Annotated in this window: 15 protein-coding genes; 8 read left to right on the top strand and 7 right to left on the bottom strand. The window is 43.0% G+C overall.

From position 1 onward, the window contains the following. Positions 1-68: 68 nt before the first annotated feature. Positions 69-302 carry a hypothetical protein gene (locus AAC006_RS07590; RefSeq protein ID WP_126872181.1) on the top strand — a complete coding sequence of 78 codons (234 nt, stop codon included), beginning with the start codon at positions 69-71 and terminating at the stop codon, positions 300-302. A 135-nt stretch (positions 303-437) separates the two neighbouring features. On the opposite strand, the gene AAC006_RS07585 is transcribed toward AAC006_RS07590, so the two are convergent. Continuing rightward, positions 438-1,340, bottom strand: coding sequence for a LysR family transcriptional regulator (locus AAC006_RS07585; protein ID WP_126872180.1), 903 nt, complete (start codon positions 1,338-1,340; stop codon positions 438-440). Between the two features lie 153 nt (positions 1,341-1,493). On the opposite strand from AAC006_RS07585, the gene AAC006_RS07580 reads away from it, so the two are divergent. The 5 genes from AAC006_RS07580 (at position 1,494) to add (ending at position 7,307) form a co-directional block, all read left to right on the top strand. After that, complete coding sequence (locus AAC006_RS07580) at positions 1,494-1,955, top strand: nuclear transport factor 2 family protein (RefSeq protein ID WP_013784474.1); 462 nt, start codon at positions 1,494-1,496, stop codon at positions 1,953-1,955. Positions 1,956-1,966: 11 nt separating this feature from the next. Further along, positions 1,967-2,638, top strand: coding sequence for a glutathione S-transferase (locus tag AAC006_RS07575; protein ID WP_013784475.1), 672 nt, complete (start codon positions 1,967-1,969; stop codon positions 2,636-2,638). Positions 2,639-2,646: 8 nt separating this feature from the next. Further along, on the top strand, positions 2,647-3,657 hold the full coding sequence (locus AAC006_RS07570) for a pyridoxamine 5'-phosphate oxidase family protein (protein WP_013784476.1): 1,011 nt from the start codon (positions 2,647-2,649) through the stop codon (positions 3,655-3,657). A gap of 153 nt (positions 3,658-3,810) precedes the next feature. Next, complete coding sequence (locus tag AAC006_RS07565) at positions 3,811-5,898, top strand: hypothetical protein (RefSeq protein WP_339891063.1); 2,088 nt, start codon at positions 3,811-3,813, stop codon at positions 5,896-5,898. A 401-nt stretch (positions 5,899-6,299) separates the two neighbouring features. After that, on the top strand, positions 6,300-7,307 hold the full coding sequence (gene add / locus AAC006_RS07560; protein WP_208805069.1) for an adenosine deaminase: 1,008 nt from the start codon (positions 6,300-6,302) through the stop codon (positions 7,305-7,307). A 191-nt stretch (positions 7,308-7,498) separates the two neighbouring features. On the opposite strand, the gene AAC006_RS07555 is transcribed toward add, so the two are convergent. Together AAC006_RS07555 and topA are read right to left on the bottom strand one after the other, a co-directional pair. Beyond that, the gene (locus AAC006_RS07555; protein ID WP_208805067.1) at positions 7,499-8,050 is read right to left on the bottom strand and encodes a DUF2058 domain-containing protein; all 552 of its coding nucleotides are present in this window, start codon (positions 8,048-8,050) and stop codon (positions 7,499-7,501) included. 13 nt (positions 8,051-8,063) lie between these two features. Further along, positions 8,064-10,730 carry a type I DNA topoisomerase gene (gene topA, locus AAC006_RS07550; protein ID WP_013784485.1) on the bottom strand — a complete coding sequence of 889 codons (2,667 nt, stop codon included), beginning with the start codon at positions 10,728-10,730 and terminating at the stop codon, positions 8,064-8,066. A 398-nt stretch (positions 10,731-11,128) separates the two neighbouring features. Between topA and astB the strand changes: the two genes are divergently transcribed. Continuing rightward, positions 11,129-12,469 (top strand): N-succinylarginine dihydrolase, encoded by a 1,341-nt coding sequence (gene astB / locus AAC006_RS07545; RefSeq protein WP_288389682.1) that lies wholly within the window; start codon positions 11,129-11,131, stop codon positions 12,467-12,469. 62 nt (positions 12,470-12,531) lie between these two features. Here astB and AAC006_RS07540 read toward each other — a convergent pair whose 3' ends face one another. Continuing rightward, the gene (locus AAC006_RS07540; RefSeq protein ID WP_339891062.1) at positions 12,532-15,069 is read right to left on the bottom strand and encodes an Ig-like domain-containing protein; all 2,538 of its coding nucleotides are present in this window, start codon (positions 15,067-15,069) and stop codon (positions 12,532-12,534) included. A 108-nt stretch (positions 15,070-15,177) separates the two neighbouring features. On the opposite strand from AAC006_RS07540, the gene AAC006_RS07535 reads away from it, so the two are divergent. Then, complete coding sequence (locus tag AAC006_RS07535; protein ID WP_013784488.1) at positions 15,178-16,524, top strand: dicarboxylate/amino acid:cation symporter; 1,347 nt, start codon at positions 15,178-15,180, stop codon at positions 16,522-16,524. A gap of 171 nt (positions 16,525-16,695) precedes the next feature. Here AAC006_RS07535 and AAC006_RS07530 read toward each other — a convergent pair whose 3' ends face one another. From AAC006_RS07530 to AAC006_RS07520, 3 genes are all read right to left on the bottom strand, one after another. Next, positions 16,696-17,922 carry a lipoprotein-releasing ABC transporter permease subunit gene (locus AAC006_RS07530; protein ID WP_126872170.1) on the bottom strand — a complete coding sequence of 409 codons (1,227 nt, stop codon included), beginning with the start codon at positions 17,920-17,922 and terminating at the stop codon, positions 16,696-16,698. Continuing rightward, positions 17,922-18,617 carry a lipoprotein-releasing ABC transporter ATP-binding protein LolD gene (gene lolD / locus AAC006_RS07525; protein WP_126872169.1) on the bottom strand — a complete coding sequence of 232 codons (696 nt, stop codon included), beginning with the start codon at positions 18,615-18,617 and terminating at the stop codon, positions 17,922-17,924. Before lolD ends, AAC006_RS07530 begins: the two co-directional genes overlap by 1 nt. 65 nt (positions 18,618-18,682) lie before the next feature. Continuing rightward, positions 18,683-20,245 (bottom strand): EAL domain-containing protein, encoded by a 1,563-nt coding sequence (locus tag AAC006_RS07520; protein WP_126872168.1) that lies wholly within the window; start codon positions 20,243-20,245, stop codon positions 18,683-18,685. Positions 20,246-20,816 lie beyond the last annotated feature (571 nt).

The raw sequence follows: 20,816 nt of genomic DNA, 5'->3' as shown, positions 1-20,816 counted from the left end.
GAATTTGAACCGTCATAACAAATACCTGTTAGCCACGAGTGTGGCAGTTCTCTTCTCAAAGGTAATTTATGTTTAATCGCAAACTCGCATCCCTCGCGGTAGTGGCAACGGTATCGCCGTTTTTATTCGCTTGCACGTCGCAAGATTTGTACGAAGCTACGCAAGAGAACCGTCTTCAAGAGTGCCGTAAACTTTATGGCGCACAACGAGAAGAGTGCGAAGCTCAGTATCAAAAAAGCTATGACACCTACGAACGAGAAAGAAACGAAGTCATTAATGAGGGTATTAACCAGGGTAAGTAGAAGTAACGTATCAATCGCAATTCAACGTTTAAGTACAGCGCTTTTAAAAAGGGTTGTGCCGAGCTCTTATGAACAGCTCGAATGAACAACTTGTTAAACGGATTGTTTATCAGCTTGTTGAATATTAGCGTGAGATTAAGAATTCAAGTACACATCTTTTGCTAAGGCACTTTTGACATATTCTACGAATTTCTTCACTTTTTCTAGGTTATGACGCCCTTCAAGACTGACTACTTGTATAGGTAACTTTTCATCGTTAAATTCATCTAACACACTCACTAGTTCCCCCTTCTCTATTGCATCCGCTACTTGATAAGACATCAAGCGCGTGATGCCTAGCCCAGATTTTGCGGCGCTAATTGTCGAACGATTTTGATTGCATTCAAATCTAGGCTGTAAACGGATGGCTACCGTTTTACCATTACGTTTGAAATTCCACACCGGCGGCTCCTTGAAGTCACTCGGGTACAGCAAAGTATGATGTTTTAAATCTTCCGGTGTTTTTAGGTTTGGTGCATTAGCTAAATAGTCTGGCGATGCTACCGTTACCTTTCTTACGTACCCCACAGTAGTGGCATATAAACCAGAGTCTTTCGGCTGACTAATTCTTATTGCCACATCAATTTTTGTGTCGAGTAGATCAACAATGTTGTCGTACATATAGCCATGCACATTTACTTCAGGAAAGTCTCGTAAAAACTGAGCAATGATAGGTGTAATGTAAAGCTCACCAAATAACACGGGCGCCGTTACACTCAGCGTACCCTTTGGCAATAACTGAACACCCGCAATTGCAGCTTCACTTTGTGCTATGTCTGCCAATATTCTCTGTACGTCATTAAGGTATTGTATGCCCGCTTCGGTTAATCGAATACGACGAGTTGTACGATGGAACAATCGCGTGTTCAACTGTGCTTCTAAAGTAGCGATAGCCCGCGTTACCGCCGGAGCCGACATCGACAATTGCTCGGCAGCGCTCACAAAACTGCCAAGCTTAGCTGCTTCCGCAAACACTGACATTGCTTGTATTCTATCCATACCGAGTCGCTTTACTCATTCCTAATGGGGTTTACCAACTATTCTACACTTTTATTATTTCAAATAATGAAATTATAAATTTCAAAATTGAGTAATTATTTATTTTTAGCAAGCAATCATACTCACTGCAATATAAATAAACAGGATGAGCTTATGAGACCTCCACTTCCCCCTTTTACCAAAGAAACTGCTATTGAAAAAATTCGCCTGGCTGAAGATGCTTGGAATAGTCGTTCTCCTGTGCGAGTAGCTGCAGCGTACACGGCTGATTGTCAGTGGCGAAATCGTGCTGAGTTTATTACCGGAACGGCTCAAATCGAGGCTTTTTTAACACGAAAATGGGCCAGAGAACTTAACTATAAATTGGTAAAAGCGCTGTGGGCGCATACTGATAATCGTATTGCTGTTCGCTTTGCTTATGAATATCAAGATGCCTCAGCACAATGGTTTAGGGCTTATGGCAACGAAAACTGGGAGTTCAACCCAGAAGGCTTAATGCAGCGCCGCATTGCCAGTATTAATGACCACCCTATTAGTGACAATGAACGAAAACTGACTTGGGAAGGCGATAGCCGTCCCGATGACTTTCCAAGCCTTACAGAACTTGATTTATAAGGAGAATGTTGATGACTTCATTACCGAAAAATGCCCCAAATAGCACAATGAAAGACGCACCTATTATTCATTATCGAAACCCAAAATCTGGGCATTGTCATAAAGTGGAATTGTTTATGTCGCTGCTCGGTATTAGCTACATTAATCACGAACTTGATATGGTTAACGGCGCACACAAATCGACAGACTTTATTACCAAGAACCCTTTCGGGCAGGTACCAGTGATTGTTGATGGTGAACACACAGTGTCAGACTCCAACGCCATTATTGTCTATTTAGCAGATACTTACGGCAGTATTTATCCTTGGATGGGGGCGACACCTATTGAAAAGGCCCGTGTACAACGCTGGCTTTCAGTGGCTTCAGGTGAACTTGCCAAAGGCCCAGCAGCACTTCGTCTTGAGTATGTATTTGGTGCCAATATTGATGTAGCCAGCGCATTAGCAATAACTGAAAACTTGCTAAAAGTGATGGAAGATACTTTAACCGACACCAAATCATACTTGGCTACCGACTCGCTGACGCTTGGGGATATTGCCATGTACAGTTACATAGCCCATGCACCTGAAGGGGGTGTTTCGTTGCAACCCTACCCCGCTATTCGCGCTTGGGTTAACCGCATTGAATCGCTCGCTAATTTCATTCCTATGGCCAGTTCTCCCATAGTGGAATGTAGGCTGTAGGATCTGTTATGAGCAGCGTTAATTCAAGTAATGCGAGTGTCTTTCATACTGAGGAATATCGCATTCAGCAACGTTTAGGCGTTGCTGAGCGTATGGATGAGCAGATGAAAGGCTTCATACGCCCTTTTATGCCAGCGCAGCACCGCGCTTTTTTTTGCAATAGCCCATTCATGATGGCTGGCCTTGTGGATAGTCAGGGGCATCCCTGGGCTATACCACTTTGGGGTGACCATACCACTGTTGACGACCACCACTATATTCAGTCGCCATCACCCACTCAGCTTTCACTTGCCTTAGACGATAATGTAACTTGGTTAATTAATGATGTCGCATTGTTAGATGGTAATACTGGCAGTAAAATTGCGCTACTTGGGTTGCAACTCAGCACTCGCCGCCGTAATAGGCTCAACGGACTAATAATGCACAATCGGGGTGGTGTTATACGCGTGCAAGTAGAGCAAAGTTATGGAAACTGCCCTCAGTATATTCACCCTCGAGGTACCTTGCACCGTGATGTGGCACCTACACTGGAAGCCAGCTTAAGCACAAATTCAAATACTCAATATGCACGTTCCAGTGCGCTAACCAGTAAAGATGCTTTGCTAATCGCTCGGGCGGATACATTTTACATTGCCTCAAGGCACCATGACTTTACCGACGACCCTCGCCACGGACTCGATGTATCGCATCGAGGCGGCAAGCCTGGCTTCATTGACGTAGATGAAAGTAGCTTGTTGTTTCCTGACTTTAGTGGGAATAAGTTTTTTAATACCCTTGGTAACATCGAATCAGATGGACGTGTTGGTTTATGCTTTGTTGATGATAGCAATGGGGATATCTTGTTCGTTAATGGCAAAGCATCCATCTTGTGGTCTCACCCAAAACTGGAAGGGTTTGCTGGCGCGGAGCGGTTTGTACAAGTATCCATTCAAGACGTTACCCGGGTTTTTAGTATTTACCCCTTCAAGCACCCTATCATTGAAAGGTCAATTCACACTGAGCATACCGGCGTGTGGTGATACTTCCAGTGTCACCACACCTACACGACACCTAGTCAGCTAGATTAATTTTGGACGCTGAAACAACCCAATTATGCGCGATTTGAGGAAGGACAGTGTTTTTCTATTTTGTTTAAATAAGTGGATAACTAAAACATCATCAAGAACCACTTTATGAAAAACAGCAGTATTTTTCGCAAAGCAATAGTAACTATCACAACCATTTTGATAGCGTCTTGTTCGTCGAACAATGCATCACAAATGAAAAATCTTTCATCACTTAGCGCAAAAACTCAATCTCAATATGCTAACGAAGAACTTCCTCATAAAGAGCTGCAAGTTATCTTTCAACTTACGAAGGATAAAATCGACGTTGTCGATATATCAGCTAAGAAAATAAGTCGGCAAGCACTAATAAAGCTACTAAAGCAAAATGAAGGAAAAAATATAACGAATGGGGATACGTTTATTGATTGCGTAGTGCTAACACATACTAACCGTTCAAAACCTTGCTTTACCGATGCCAAAAAGAACATACCTGAAAACTCGGTATTTCACGATTCAGAAGTCTCTGGCGGCATGGTGCTGATGACAGTGCTTGTTCCCTATATAGTTGTAGGGGCTGCTTCTGACGGCGACTTTTATGTGAATAACAAAATTGATAGTGATTTGTTAAACCGCGTTGGCGCAACAATAAAAAGTGACATATTCACCACAAAGAATGAAATTCATGACGTATTAACCAACAACGCCGTCACTACCTTTAGTAAAAACGTAAAGCCGTACATAAGCTTGATCGATCATGACATTTTGATAAAAGCAATAAACAACGCTCAAAGTATAGAAAAGCTTGAAAGCATAAAGCGATTGTTAAGCGAAGATAATTACTATGGGTTTGTAGTGAAATCACCTGTCGTCAACCAACGAAATAGACCGTCTACTCGAGGAAAAATCATTAATAAGCACAATAAGGGGACGCTTATAATTTCCGAAAAAATAGAAGACGGATGGGTTTATAACGGCGAAGGTTGGATTTACAAAAAGATACTGTTGTCGCGGCTTGCTGATGCACAAAAAGCTATTTCACATCGAGAAAATAACGTAAGGCTAAATCAGCGCTACGCTGGCCTAGTGTCAGGTTCATCCGTGACCTCAATTAATAAAGTTTTGAATAACAAAGAACATCTTGCTGGTATTCCCCAAGACAAAATAAACAAGCTTAAGGCAAAACGATATGCGCTCATTGATAAGGCTGACTTCAAAGCGGCTAAACAGAAAAATACTGTAGCAGGATTCGATCGCTACCTCGCACAACATAAAAAGGGGGCGTACCGAAACGAGGCAGTACTCGCCAAAAAAGCAATTTTTGTCAGCCAAGCGTCATTTGATGGATATATGAATGCATTTGCACTAACAAAAAAACGCAGCTTTCTAGCGTTAGCGAAAAACGCAATTGTGAATTCTAATGAAAGTGTGCATGTAAATCGACAACTTCTAGATACGTATTTCGAAGCGCAAATCAAACATAAAAATTCTATATCTGAGTTTGCTGGCCTACTTGATAAAATAAACGATGTAAGCATAAACGACTACTCAAAAAAATTGTTGAAATTATCGGGGATTAACACAAGCTTCAGAACCGATAACTATTTAGAATCAATAGAATATCAATACATTTTGCAATACTTCACACCTCAATTAAACGTTAACTACCATCACAAGTATCTGAACTTGGACTTAACTTATCCTGACATTAATATCAGGATAAAAGAAGATGCTAATTGCGATTTTAAAGAAACCAAAAATGGCGTACGAAATAGAGGTTTCTTGGAATCGTTAGTGACCTTAAATGGTGACGATAAAGTGGCTTACACCTATGACGTTTTCAATTGTAAACTTGGTCGAAATGAACTTACATCGGTCAAAAAGCTATTACATGACCTACCTTACTATGCTGATTTTAGCGCTTCGACTTTATCAAAAAGCTGGGAAGCAACAGAAACAACAAGCAGTTACACTTACTCAACCGAAACCAAAAGCACTTCTTTTTCGTCGCAATTAGCTGATTGGAAGTATACGATTACATGTTCTGGTAGGCCCATATTTGGCCCGCCATCGCGCACGCATAGTGGTCTTATAAAAAATAGCACTCACTCTGATGCTTATCTAATGGCGCAAAAAGCAGCCGATGAACTTTCTTGTGTAGAACTGCACGGCCCAGAGTATTTTAAAACGGGCTATGTTGATATAGAAATACAATAGCGAATTTCACAAGAGAAGGTCTGCTTTGTCGCAGGCCTTCTTGCATAATTGCAAATGAAAACCTTGCACTAACTCGATGCACCTGCCACTTATTGTCGCGTGACGCCATTAACGTTAGTGCCCTTCGCACCACTTCAGGCACATGTTTACTCATCATTGGCCACTAACCACTTAGTCATGAATTCAAACTAAAATCGTCATTTATCTTTTACTATTAATAACTTAAGCTAATCAATAGATTATAATACTTTTTAACTAAGGCTTGTTTTTTGCATCGTTTGGCTTTGCTTTTTATGTGAATTTACACATAAACCTAGATGACACAGCGTCTTAAACTAGCTGTATTTCAGCCTTAATGCGTCGTTTTGTGCGCGTTTTTCTAAAAATAACACAGAGGCCACATGCAAGAATTCATACAAAAAATGCCAAAAGCCGAACTCCATGTTCATATTGAAGGCACATTAGAGCCTGAGCTAAGCTTTGCATTAGCACAGAAGAATGGCGTAAGCCTGAGTGCAGAAACCCCAGAGCAAATGATAGCCGCTTATAACTTTCATGATCTACCCTCTTTTTTAGATATTTATTACGCAGGGATGAGTGTATTAATTGAAGAAGAAGACTTTTACGCGCTTACCATGGCTTATTTTGAAAAAGCGGCGGCGCAGCACATTGTGTATGTGGAACTCTTTTTCGACCCACAAGCTCATACGTCCCGAGGCGTAGCATTCGATACTGTAATTGAAGGTATCTATCGCGCACAACAGGATGCTAATACCAAGCTAGGTGTACAAAGCAATCTTATACTGTGTTTCCTTCGTGATATGTCGGCCGACTCGGCTATGAAACACTTACTCATGGCTGAACCTCATTTGAGTAAACTTATTGGTGTGGGATTAGATTCAGATGAACACAATAACCCACCATCTAAATTTGCAGAGGTGTTTGCTAAAGCCCGTGAGTGGGGATTAAAACTCACTATGCATTGCGATGTTAACCAACACAATACCCTAGAGCACATTCGCCAAGTATTAGAAGATATCGATGTAGACAGAATAGATCACGGCGTAAATATTTTAGCATCAGACGCATTATGCGACTTAGTGAAACAAAAAAATATTGGCTTAACCATTTGCCCAGTGTCGAATCAATTCGTGGTGCAATCACTAACCTCAACCGAAATAAAAACCATGCTTGAACGTGGATTAATGCCAACGATTAATTCAGACGATCCTTCCTATTTTCGTGCATATTTAAATGAAAACCTTATTGCGCTGCAGCAAGAGGGTGGATTTAGTCAAGAGGAACTAAGTACGTTAGTGGCAAACAGCTTTAAAGCAAGCTGGCTAACATCTACCGAAAAAGATCAATATTTAGCTGGGCTTAATGATTATTTAGCTAAGTGCGCTTAATTCAATAGATTGTTAACCGTGCAGGTAAAGCGCAAGCACCGATGTAACAATCAGCCCCGAGAATACCGCCATGACAAACTAACGGCGAAAACAGTGAAATAAAAATTGAAGGGGAATGTGAGAAGGAAAAAGAAAAATGACGTGAAAAAGAATTTCACGTCATTTTATTTGGATACAAGGCAAGGATTTCGTTACCAGGTCAGATCATCTGGAATGTCGTAGTCGGCATACCAATCATCTTGTGCTTCTTCTTTACCGTCATTGTCGCTGGTGTCTAAGTCGGCACGGTAAATAATAAAGCTATCGTCACGCTGCGCAATTTTATCCGCTACAGGCGTAGGCACTAGCTCATAAGCATCACCTAAAATCACCACGGTTAAGCGGCCTTTAGTCACTTGCTTGTGCATTTCAGCGCTCACGTACATACGCTTCACTACATTGTCATGCGTGAAATTCAGTACGGTATCGCCTTTTCGCGGCTGTTTATTCACATCAATGAGTTGCTTCACCTGTGCAATGACAGAGCGCTTCTCACGCTCTTGCTGTTGCAACTGATTCAACTCACGTGAACGGGCTTTCTTTTCTTCAGCGGCTTTCTGAGCAGCAATAGTTGCTTCGTCCACCACACCCTGATTTTTCTTTGTCTTTTGCTTATTCTTTTTGCGCTTTTCAGCACGCGCCTGCTTAGCAGAACCTTTGTCTGCTATGCCGGCTTTTAATAACTGTTCCTGTAACGAGGCCATATACTAAATCTCTTTATTTCTTTTTGGCTTTCGCTTTGGTTTTAGCAGCAGGTTTACTGGCGGCTTGTGTTTCCCACTTACCGTCGTTATACCATGCAGACCAACCCGTAGCTTTACCCGCTTCATTTTCCGACATCACATATTGCTGCTTGGTCTTACGACTGTAGCGAACGATAGCAAGGTTACCTTCCGGATCTTTTTGCGGTGCATCGGCCAGATAATAGAATTTTTCAGAAATTCTATCTCTAAAGCGCGCCAGTTCTTCCACTTTTGGTGCACGCGTTTCCCGAGATTTAGGGAAGTTATGCGCCGCCATGAAAATACCAGAAGCACCATCACGTAATACAAAGTGCGCATCCGATTTTTCACAAGGAAGTTCTGGTAAATCTACCGGATCTTCTTTAGGTGGAGCTGCCTCACCGTTACGTAACAACTTACGCGTATTCTTACATTCTTCATTGGTACAACCGAAGTATTTACCAAAGCGACCGTTTTTCAGTTCCATGTCACTGCCACACTTATCACATTCGATAATGGGGCCGTCGTAACCTTTAATCTTGAACGTACCGGTTTCCACTAAGGTACCTTCGCAGGTTGGTGTATTACCACACACATGCAGCTTACGGGTTTCGTCTACTAAGTAACTGTCCATAGCAGTACTGCATATTGGACAGCGCTTCTTAGCACGTAACGCTTCGGTTTCTAACTCTTCTTCGTCATCTACTTTCACCACTTCATCACCTGGTGTCAGGTTCATGGTGTTGGTGCAGCGTTCTTTTGGCGGTAAGTTATAACCAGAGCATCCAAGGAATACACCGGTAGATGCCGTACGCACGTTCATTTCACGCCCGCACTTGTCACACGTAATGCCAGCAGGAATAGCTTGATTAAGGCGCATTCCGCCTTCTTCAGGGGCTTTCTCGGCATTAAGCAACTTGCCATAAAAATCGCTGTAGAAAAGGTTAAGTACGTCTTTCCAATCTTTGTTACCTTCCGCTATATCATCAAGCTGTTGCTCCATGTTGGCGGTGAAGTCGAAACTCATAAGGTCATCAAAGTTTTCCATCAAACGGTCGTTAACGATTTCACCCATTTTTTCAGCATAAAAACGCTTATTTTCAAGGCGAACGTAACCGCGATCTTGAATGGTAGAAATGATACTTGCGTATGTGGAAGGTCGGCCAATGCCGCGTTTCTCTAACTCTTTTACCAAAGACGCTTCGTTAAAACGCGCCACTGGTTTGGTAAAGTGCTGCTTGGGATCAAGCGCATTTAAGTTTAATACATCACCTTTTTGAACATCAGGCAGCATTAACTCTTCTTCACCTTTTTTGCGAAGCTGTGGTTGAACACGTGTCCAGCCGTCAAACTTCAACACACGACCTTTCGCCGTTAACTCGTAATTACCTGCACCCACTCTAATGGTGGTGGCATCGTATTTAGCCGGCGTCATTTGACACGCAACAAACTGGCGCCAAATAAGCTCGTAAAGGCGCTGAGCGTCACGCTCCATATCGCCTAAATGTGCAGCATTTACCTTAACACTTGAAGGACGAATCGCTTCATGCGCTTCTTGTGCGCCCTCTTTGCTACCATAACGATTAGGCGATTCTGGTAGGTATTGGCTACCAAAATTATCATCGATATAGGCGCGGCAATTATCGAGTGCTTCTTGGCTCAAGTTTGTTGAGTCGGTACGCATATAAGTGATGTAACCCGCTTCATACAAGCGCTGCGCCATCATCATGGTTTTCTTAACACCAAAACCTAAACGGGTACTCGCGGCCTGTTGCAACGTTGACGTAATAAACGGTGCTGAAGGTCGGCTAGACGTAGGCTTAGACTCACGGCTTTCAACTAAGTACTTAGCGCCATTTAAGTCTTCTAATGCTTTGTCTGCTTGTGCTTTATTAACCGGTTTAAACGCTTTACCTTCATGCTTGGCTACCAACATACGCAGCGCTGCTTTTTGCTCACTGGTTAAGTCGGCATGAATATCCCAAAACTCTTCTGGAACAAACGCTTTAATCTCACGTTCACGGTCAACTACTAGACGAACAGCTACCGATTGAACACGGCCAGCTGATAAACCACGTGCTATTTTTTTCCAAAGTAGCGGTGACACCATGAAGCCCACAACGCGGTCGAGGAAACGTCTAGCTTGCTGTGCATTCACACGAGCAACGTTTACTTCACCTGGATCTGAGAAGGCTTCTTGAATGGCATTTTTAGTAATTTCGTTAAACACCACACGCTGATAGGTTTTGCCTTTACTGCCCAGCAACTCTTGTAAGTGCCACGCAATAGCTTCCCCTTCTCTATCCAAATCCGTTGCGAGATAGATAGTGTCAGCGTCTTTGGCCAAGCGTTTAAGCTCGTTAACCACTTTTTCTTTACCCTGCAAAACCTGATAGTGAGCTTTCCAGTTCTGTTCTGGATCCACTCCCATTCGATCAACAAGTTTTAAATATTCGTGTCTGCGAAGGTATTCTTGCTTGTCTTCTTCGCTATAAGTTTTTAGTTCTTTCGCTGGCTTTTTGGGCTCAACTTTGCCCAATGCCTTCGTAGGCAGATCGCGAACATGGCCGACAGAACTTTTTACGATAAAATCTTTACCAAGATATTTATTTATCGTTTTCGCTTTGGCTGGCGACTCGACTATGACTAGAGATTTTGCCATATAATTGAATTAAACCTATTGATTCTAAAGGACTATTTTAGTCATTCTCAAAGATAAAGGACCCCTAGACTGTGCCATTAGGGTGTCCGTGCTTTTTTAACATATATCGACAAAGTGAATGGAAAACAAGATCTTCTTAATAGTTATTCTTCCCATTGCTTCAATCGCGTGCAATTCCTGTTCACTTTTCAACCACCTTGATTGGCAAGGCGCATAAAAACCGTATAATGCCAGCCATTATGCCTTTGCGCCTAGTAATTAACAGGCATTTATTATGCTTATTAATTCGCGGCTAACAAAAAAAGAGACGTTAGCTTCACTGTAAATACTCCCCAAATCATGGGTTATGCATTTATAGGGTAGCGGTCAAACGCTCAAACACCAAATAGAGGGAAAGTATGAAGCAATTTGAAGTTAACTTTGATGGGCTTGTTGGCCCAACCCACAACTATGCCGGACTCTCGTTTGGTAATGTTGCTTCTCTGAACAATGCCAATGCAGTTAGCAGCCCCAAGCAAGCCGCTAAACAAGGTTTACTAAAAATGAAAGCCTTGTCTGACATGGGCATGATGCAAGGTGTACTTGCCCCTCAAGAACGCCCAGACATAGCAGCATTACGTCGACTCGGCTTTTCTGGTTCAGATGCCAGAGTGCTAGAAAGCGCTGCAAAGCAATCTAGAGAGATTTTCTTAGCATGTTGCTCTGCATCAAGCATGTGGACAGCAAACGCTGCCACAGTCTCTCCAAGCGCTGATACGGCGGATGGTCGCGTGCATTTTACACCTGCAAACTTAACAAACAAGTTTCATCGTTCATTAGAGCCGCAAGTGACAGGTAATATTTTAAAAGCGACCTTCGCAAACGAAAAGCACTTTGCCCACCACTTACATTTGCCAGATAATGAACATTTTGGTGACGAAGGCGCAGCAAACCATACTCGCTTGTGTTCCGATTACAGCCACGCTGGAGTAGAGCTTTTTGTATATGGCCGTCACGCTTTCGACCCTGGTAAACCCGCCCCCACTAAATTCCCTGCCCGCCAAACACTAGAAGCATGCCAAGCTGTTGCTCGCTTGCATGGGTTAAGCGAAGAAGGCGTGGTATACATGCAGCAAAACCCTGATGTTATCGACCAAGGGGTTTTCCATAACGATGTGATTGCAGTGGGCAACCAAAACGTACTGTTCTACCACGACCAAGCCTTTTATAAAAAGGACGCCGGGCTAAAAGAACTACAAACTAAGTTTGGTGATTCCCCCCTTCATCTTATTGAAGTGCCTACTGATGAAGTGTCGGTACAAGATGCAATTAAAACGTATCTTTTCAATACCCAAATCATCACGCTGCCAAGCGGTGACATGACGATTATTGCCCCCACAGACTGCGAAGAAAACGATGCGGTTAAGCGTTATTTAGACAAACTAGTTACTTTGGGCACGCCGATAAAATCGGTGAACTATTTTGATGTAAAGCAAAGTATGCGCAATGGTGGCGGCCCTGCGTGCTTGCGTTTACGTGTAGCCATGAACGACCAAGAACTTGATGCGGTAAACCCAGCGACCTTAATTAACGACATGCAGTTTGCGCGTCTTAACAAATGGGTAGATAAACACTACCGTGATGAACTTACTGAAGACGATTTACGTGACCCGCAGTTACTGATTGAATCACGCACTGCACTGGATGAACTTACTCAGCTATTAAAGCTTGGTTCTGTGTATCCATTCCAGCAAGATTAGTTATTGTTTTGCATATGAAAAAGCCGGCTTATGCCGGCTTTTTTGTGATAGTTGAATTAGTACTAATTAATAGTACTGCAGTCTGCTTCAGATCCAAATGGGTTCGCAGGTAGACCTGCCCCTTCATTGGTCAAATCGTCTGAAGAAATCCCTAAACTGTAATAGTGATTTTGGCTTGCTTCACTCCCTGTAGACTGACCGAAAATAGTAATCACAATATTATACCAACCACCGTAACTTGCCGGATAGCGATACTCCAATTCGGCCTGACCATTTTCATCAGTTACGCTTGTATCAGCAAACGTTAAGGTGCCTACAATACCGGGGGTTAAGAACCCGTCACTATTATTATCTTCACCTGTATCTAAAATCCCATCACCGTCGATGTCTTCGTTTAAGCAGGTCGCAGTGACATACAGAACATGGATAGATTCGTCCTCATCCCATTCCGAAAAGCCCTTAAAATATGTGCCATTCTCGCTGTACTTAACAGGCGTACCTGAAGCTGTTAACTCAACGCCACTAACAGGCTGGCCGGCTGAATCAGACACAAACACAGCAAAGCGTTTTAGGTAAGTGGTGGAGTCAGGCTCTTCAATTTCATTGCCAGTACCAATTGAGATATCAAATGCTCTATCCCCTACGGTCATATACACTTCGTCAGTAATCGTTTCATCGCTTGCTACAGAAGCGCGAATAATCACGGCATCTTCACTTGAAGGCGCACCTGAGGTAAATACCGTAGATGCTATACCGCTACTGTCAGTAGTAGATTGAGAAGGTGAAATAGAACCAGTAGATACATCATCAACGTTGAAGTTAACCACGGTATTTTTAACTAGGTTACCTGAAGGGTCTCTGACAACTGCGGTAATAGTACTGGTTTGCCCATCAGGGCCAATCAGGTCAGGTGTCGCATCAGCTATCAAGGTGAACGGTTCAACCGCGATAAATTCTACTTGCGCAACCGCATTCACCGTAGACTCATTACCAGTCTCACTACCTGTGGCAGTAATTGAAGCAAAACCGGCGTTGTCAGACTCAATTGAGATAGAGGCAATACCTTCAGCATCGGTGGTGACAAGCGCTGCGCCAATAATCTCTCCGCGAGAAGCACTAAATGTCACGTTATTACCCACAGCTGGAGTACCATCTTGTAGCCATTGAACACTGATTGTGGCCGCGGCGTTCAATGATATTTCTTCATCTGGCAGTACCACAAAACTAAATTCGTCTTGTTGAACCTCTAATTCAAATTCTACTGAGGCATTAAGTGACGAAGCAGTGATCGTATCTTCACCCGAAGTAGTTGCTGTGTAAGTGATAGTCGCTTGACCATCGGCCCCCGTATTAACCGAGGTTTCACTTAGTGAACCATTCGCTGCTTCTAATAGGATAGTTTGATTAACAATGGCTACCCCATCAGAATCTTGAACACGCAACGTATATTCGGCGGTGTCATTCAATATAACTGAATTTGCACCATTAATAGTAACTTCGGTGCCGGTGATCAAAATATCAACGGTTTCAACTAATGCGCCGGTTTGAGCCGTTAGCGTTACCGTACGATTCGACGCATCATTCTGAGTAGACACTAACGCTCTGGCAGTACCATCGGCGGTGGTGGTAGATTGGGTTAATTGCAATTCGACACCGGCTTCATTGCTAGCAGAAAAGTTAACCTCAACACCTTCCATCAACACGCTTTGTTCGTTTTTAATTAATGCGATAAGTTCGATATCGTCAGAGCCACTAGAGGCCAACTGAACCGCACTTGCATATAATTGTAAAGATGCAGGGTCTTCGCTAACGGTAACACTTCCAGTAGAACTGAAGGTAGTCGTGTCACTTTCAAGGGTTGAAAGTGTCGCTGTTAATTCCCCATCTCCCGATGCAGTGCCAACTGCTAAGCTGATACTCGCAATACCGCTCTCGTTAGTACGGGCAGTCCCTGTATCATTTCCAAAAACAGCTAATTCGTCATTGCTTAGTGTGAAGGTAACAATTAAGTCTTCTTGTGGCTCACCTTCACTGTTCAATACCGTAGCAACTGCGGTTAAGCTATTTTCTGAAGACAAGTCACTGTCTGATTCACCTGCGGCATTTTGCAATGCCAACGATACCGTGGTTGCTGGGTCAACCGTTGCGCTACCTACTGCCGAAAAAGTAGTAGAGCCAGTTTCACCGCTGCTCAAGCTACCTGTTATCTCACCATCACCTGAGGCAGTGCTGGCATTAATGGTAATTCTTGCTACCCCGCTCACGTCAGTTCGCGCTGTACCGGTGTCGTTTCCGAACACCGCAAGGTCGGTATTACTTAATGCAAACGTGACAAGTTGGTCGGCTTGGGCAACGCCGTCGGTATCGGTAACAGTGGCAATAACGGTAAGAGAATTGTCGGCGGTTAGGTTGCGGTCGGTTTCGCCGCTGGCGTTTTGAACGGTTAATACAACATTAACAGTAGCGGAGGAATCACCACCATCATCGGAGCCATCGCTATCATCTCTAGAGACTGAATCGCCTCCGCCACATGCTGCTAGTATGAAAATTGTACTAAATAGCCAGAGTGTCTTAGACAAGACGCGCGTAATTTGTCGCATAATTCGTTCCTGAACCTTTATAAATGACAATTGGGTCGTTTTTTATGTTTTAAAATCAATAGAATCTGTCACACTAAATAAAAATATAAAAATGTACAGGGAATTTTAATGTCTCAATCTGCACATAAATTTAGTTTAACCACCAGAATCTTTATCGGCATGATTGCCGGTATCGTGATAGGTGTGCTTCTTCAACTATTGTTCGATGATAGCGGAGATTTCACGTTTTCGGTATTTGGTTTCCAGTTCTCTGCGTATAGCATTTTTGTAGATGGTATATTTTCTACCCTTGGGCAGATTTTTATCGCTAGTTTAAAGATGTTGGTGGTACCACTAGTATTTGTTTCGCTTATATGCGGTACCAGTACCCTGTCCGACCCGAGTAAATTAGGTCGGTTAGGCGCTAAGTCTGTTGGTCTTTATGTTGTCACGACTGCAATAGCAATCACACTGGCTATGAGTATGGCTTTACTTATTTCGCCAGGAGAAGGGTTAAATCTAACCACTGAAACGTCATTTGAAGCGAAAACTGCACCAAGTTTGGGTGACGTTATCGTTAATATGTTTCCAAGTAACCCTATTAACTCGATGGCGCAAGGCAACATGCTTCAAATCATCGTGTTTGCAGTGTTATTCGGTATTTCTATGGCGATGACTGGCGAAGCAGGCAAACGCGTCAGTGCGTTTTTTGAAGACATCAACACGGTTATCATGCGCCTTGTCACCATCATCATGAATCTTGCGCCTTACGGCGTGTTTGTATTGATGGCTAAACTGTTCTCTACCATTGGTGGCGACACTATCTTTAGCTTGGCCAAATACTTCTTCTTAGTATTTGGCGTGCTTATCATCCATGGTTTAGTGACCTATTCAATATTGCTTAAACTTTTAAGCGGCTTGAGCCCCGTTGTTCTACTAAAGAAAATGCGCGATGCAGCTTTATTTGCATTTAGTACTTCAAGCAGTAGCGCTACGCTGCCAGTCACCATGGAAACGGCGCGAAATAAATTGGGTATTAACAATTCAGTCGCGTCTTTTACCCTTCCTTTAGGTGCAACCATCAATATGGATGGCACCGCTATTATGCAGGGTGTGGCTACCGTATTTATCGCTCAAGTTTATGGTGTTGATTTGAGTTTGGGCGACTACATGATGGTGGTGTTAACCGCTACCCTAGCTTCTATCGGTACGGCGGGTGTGCCAGGTGTGGGCTTAATCATGCTAGCCATGGTACTACAGCAAGTTAACCTGCCAGTTGAAGGTATCGCCCTGATTATTGGTGTCGACCGCTTACTTGATATGACCCGTACTGCAGTTAACATTACAGGTGACTGTATGGTGTCGTGTGTTGTTGCGAAAAGCGAAGGTGGGCTTGATGAAGATATTTATTACAATGAACATGCTGGTGAAAAAGAAGAAGATGTGAATTTTAGCGAGTTTGACAAGAACGCTTAATTCCTTCATCGCTTTCGAACTACACAAAAGGGTTAGCATCGCTAACCCTTTTTTTATTGCTTATAGGTCTTGCCATCACCCAACGCAAATACACTGTACAATTGCATTATACTGACAATCTCAATACATATTTATACGTGAATGACCAAGCATATTAATGCTGTAATACAGTTAATGAAGGGATTGAGAAGGAGACACTTTTGTCGCTTTATGGGCTGGGTACCAGGTTGCTAATACAGACATAATAATGGCGACCACGCAGGTGACTACCACGTCTTGCCACATAAGTGCAGAAGGTAAGAAATCGATAAAATAAATATCGCCCGATAACACTTCCACCCCAAAAACACCTTCTAAAAACTTCACAATAGTAGAAAGATTAGGGGCAATAATAATTGCAAGAGTTACCCCTACCACTATGCCAATGAGTCCGTTTAGCACACCTTGAAACATAAACGTGCGCCGGATTAGTGTATCGGTTGCGCCCATGGTTTTTAAGATCGCAATGGCAGGTTGTTTTTCTCGTACCGCCATTACTAATGAAGACACAATATTAAAACAGGCCACGGCAATCACCAGCACCAATGCAATATACACAACAGTGCGAACGAGCTGAATGTCGTTGTACAAATGACCTTGGGTTCGCGTCCAGTCAGACATATAGACCGCTTGAGGGTAGCTATAACCTATGTCTCGCATGGTGATATAGGCCGAAAACGGATCGTGTAATGTGAAGCGCATACCCAATGCTTGGCCCTCTATGCCAGCGGCCGCGGTAGCTTTTGCAAGGTGCATCAGCCCCAATTGGTTATCAAGCTCCCCTCCGACATGCATAAAGCCAGCAACGGTTAAGGTTATTGATGTGGGTGCACTAAAGCGTAAATCTTTCGTAGTGACGGGAATAAGTGCCTGTACGGTATCGCCCACCACGATATTAAGCTTGTTGGCAATTCCCTTACCTATCAGTACACTGTCACTGTTTAGCGCGAAGTTTTGCCAGTGCTCGTCCGTTACTTGCCGGCTAAACGTGTTTTGTGCGTCTGCCGCAATGCCCGTCAATGAAATCGCCTTTAACTCACCTTTGAATTGCAACATGCCGGTAAGAGGGGTGTAAGGTTCAACCTTGGCAATTCTGAGGTCTTGGTTCAGGCGGTAAAGCTGCGCATCTAAGTTCTCAATACCGGTCTTGTCGGTGCTATATAACTCACCGTGAGGAATAACGGTTAAAATTCGCTGCGTTAGCTCTCGCTCAAAACCATTCATTACACTTAACAAGGTAATTAACACGAAACAACCAAGCCCTATACCTACGGTAGACGACATAGAAATAAATGAGATGAAACGATTTTGGACCTTGGCTTGACGAAATCGTTTAGCAAGTTGCCATGCCAGCGCCACTAGGATTGTTCCTTAGTGACTGCGTTAAGTAATTCACCATCTTTAATGCGAAGTACTCTGTCCATACGGTTAGCAAGGGTAATATCGTGCGTTACTATCACAAAGGCAGTTTGTTTTTGCTCACTTAAACGTTTTAACAGCTGATAAACCTGCTCCCCTGTAGTGGCATCTAAATTACCGGTTGGTTCATCAGCAAGCACAACTGAAGGAGATGTGACCAATGCCCGGGCGATGGCGACCCGTTGGCGTTCGCCGCCTGAGAGCGCGCTAGGCAAGTGATCTGCACGATGAGAAAGCCCTACATCGTTAAGTAGGGCGTTTGCTTTCGCATTAGCGTTACTCGCACTTTCGCCGCCAATGCGAAGGGGCATAGCAACATTTTCAAGTGCAGTAAATTCACCTAGCAAATGATGGAATTGGTAAATAAAACCCATTTCTTTGTTTCGCAAGGCGGCAAGTTGTTTAGCATTTAGATGAGTAAGCGACTCGCCTTTAAACCACACCTCACCACTTGTGGGTGTGTCTAAGCCCCCAAGCAAATGCAGCAAGGTACTTTTTCCAGAGCCAGAGCTACCTAAAATGGCAACATGCTCTCCCGCATTGATAGAAAGTGAAATGTTATTTAAAACAGGCGTGCTGTTGTCGCCTTCTTGATAAATTTTACAAATTTTGCGGCAATGTAATACGTCCTGCATGCAGCCGTTCTTCGTCTTTTAACAATAACTGCATGGTATCGCGGAACGACAGACACGCCAACCGATTAATGGGTTTTGAAAGACAGCTCAATCGTATTTGCTAAGTTCCCAACCGTTTGCGGTTTACCAAATAACCAACCTTGCCCATACTCCACATTCATGTTCACAAGTTCTCGTCGCTGCTCATTGTTCTCAACTCCCTCAGCAATCAAGGTCACTTTCAGCTCGTCAGCAATATTAACGATATGGGGTATCAACGATGAACGAATACTGTGATCTTCCATGTCCATCACGAAACTACGGTCTATTTTTAAAAACTCACATCTTAGAGATTTCAGTTGGCTAAGGTTTGAGTAACCTACGCCAAAGTCATCGATGGCAACCCAAAACCCCCGACTTCGAAGGGCTTTAATATGTTTTGCTGCACTGCTTGTCGCAAGCTGTTCATCTTCGATGATTTCCAGCACAAGCTTAAAATTTTTGTTATTTAAATCTAGCACCCAATCCAAATCGATTAATTCATCTTGCATAAAATCTGACGGGAATAAATTAAACGACACCTTGAAACCTTCAGGAATGTTGGCGCATCGATTTAATTCATCCATTGCCGATTTTATCATCACAGTAGTAAATTCCCATGTTTTGCCAATATCTCTTACTTGGGAAATAAAGTCATCAGGATAGATAGGGCCATATTCATCTTCAAACCGACTCAAAACCTCACAGCCTACGACTTCTTCCGTGTCTAAGTTTACAAACGGTTGGTACAAACAATAAAACTTCCCTGATTTCAGCCCACGGTTTATCCGCGATTCTAAGGAACGTATGCGTCGCAAGTAATTGAAGGTGAGCATATGGGATAAAGCAGCTGCCATTAACATGATGCAGATAAAGAGCACTAATTTGCCCTTGTGAATTTTAAATATTCTGGCTTCATCAGGTACTACGGTTAGACATACTTCGGAGTAATATTTTTCACATTTAATTATTCTGAGGGAAAAATAGTCGGTACTAAGACTGCGTCCCTCGCGCCCCGTTATAGAAGGCGTTAATCGGGGGCTGCCTGCCATATGGTAAAGTTGCTCACCGTTATAAAAAAGCGCCCAATCTCGACCGAAATTCAGACCGATAACCCCATCTAAATCTAATACGGCGTTATAACGCCCCCGCTTTGCAATGGTGCCTTTAGATTGATTATCGAACAACTCTAAAGGTGTATTTATCCAAAATGCATCCCCCAATGCCGTAACAAAATCTGGAACAGCTTCATCTATGGGTTGCTTTAATACCCCAAGATAGGTGCTGCACAATAACTTCCCATCACCAAAGAAACCAATTTCTTTCACGAAACGAGAGCGAAACAACGTGCGTCGCATTTCGTTTAGATTATCATCACTACAGGAATAATAAGAATTGGCGATTAAATAGTCTAGTGACGCTTCAGCGTCTTTAAATACCATCCGCACATTGGATAAGATATCTTCGGCACGAGCCTCTTCGTGTTCTTTTATGACTGAGAACATCAGTAGGCCGAGCACAACGCTAACAAGTACAACCGTTAGAAACGAAACGGCGATTGCTCTGAGATTGTCAGCGAGTAGATATTGTCTATGCTCATTATTGCTCATTTGTACCACATAAAATTAAGGCGTCTTGTTGTGCGTATACACATGAAAGTAGTCGAAAAATTGACTATTAGAATAATACTTTAGATGAATTTAAGCATTGCAGAAGATTAAGTTAAGTCAATGAAGTGAAGGGAATAAAATTATCTAACGTCCAGATGACACGCAGCCACAATATTATACAAAGCGTGTGGTTTGCTGCTTTGACGAATTAGTCAGTTGCCTAACAGTAAGGCGCCATTAAGGGATAGTAATACCTAATATGGGGAAAGGCTTTCATGTGGTAACGACAAACTATAGGAGAGAAAAACATAGGTGCAATAACTATAGATGAAAGAGCTATGGATTATAGTACTATAAGAAAAACAAGGGAAAACTAAGTAAATGAAAAGTAGAAGTAGAAGTAGAAGTAGAAAGAATAATAGATGAAACGCAAACAGAATGCCTGCAACAGTATGAAGTTGATAAAGAAGTTTTATCAGTGAGCAGTAAAACCTGCCAAAGTAAATGCTTTCCCGAAAATGGCGGAGCGGACGGGACTCGAACCCGCGACCCCCGGCGTGACAGGCCGGTA

The sequence above is a fragment of the uncultured Alteromonas sp. genome (genome assembly GCF_963976965.1).
Taxonomy (GTDB): domain Bacteria; phylum Pseudomonadota; class Gammaproteobacteria; order Enterobacterales; family Alteromonadaceae; genus Alteromonas; species Alteromonas naphthalenivorans.
This window is presented reverse-complemented; position numbering and strand designations above follow the sequence as displayed.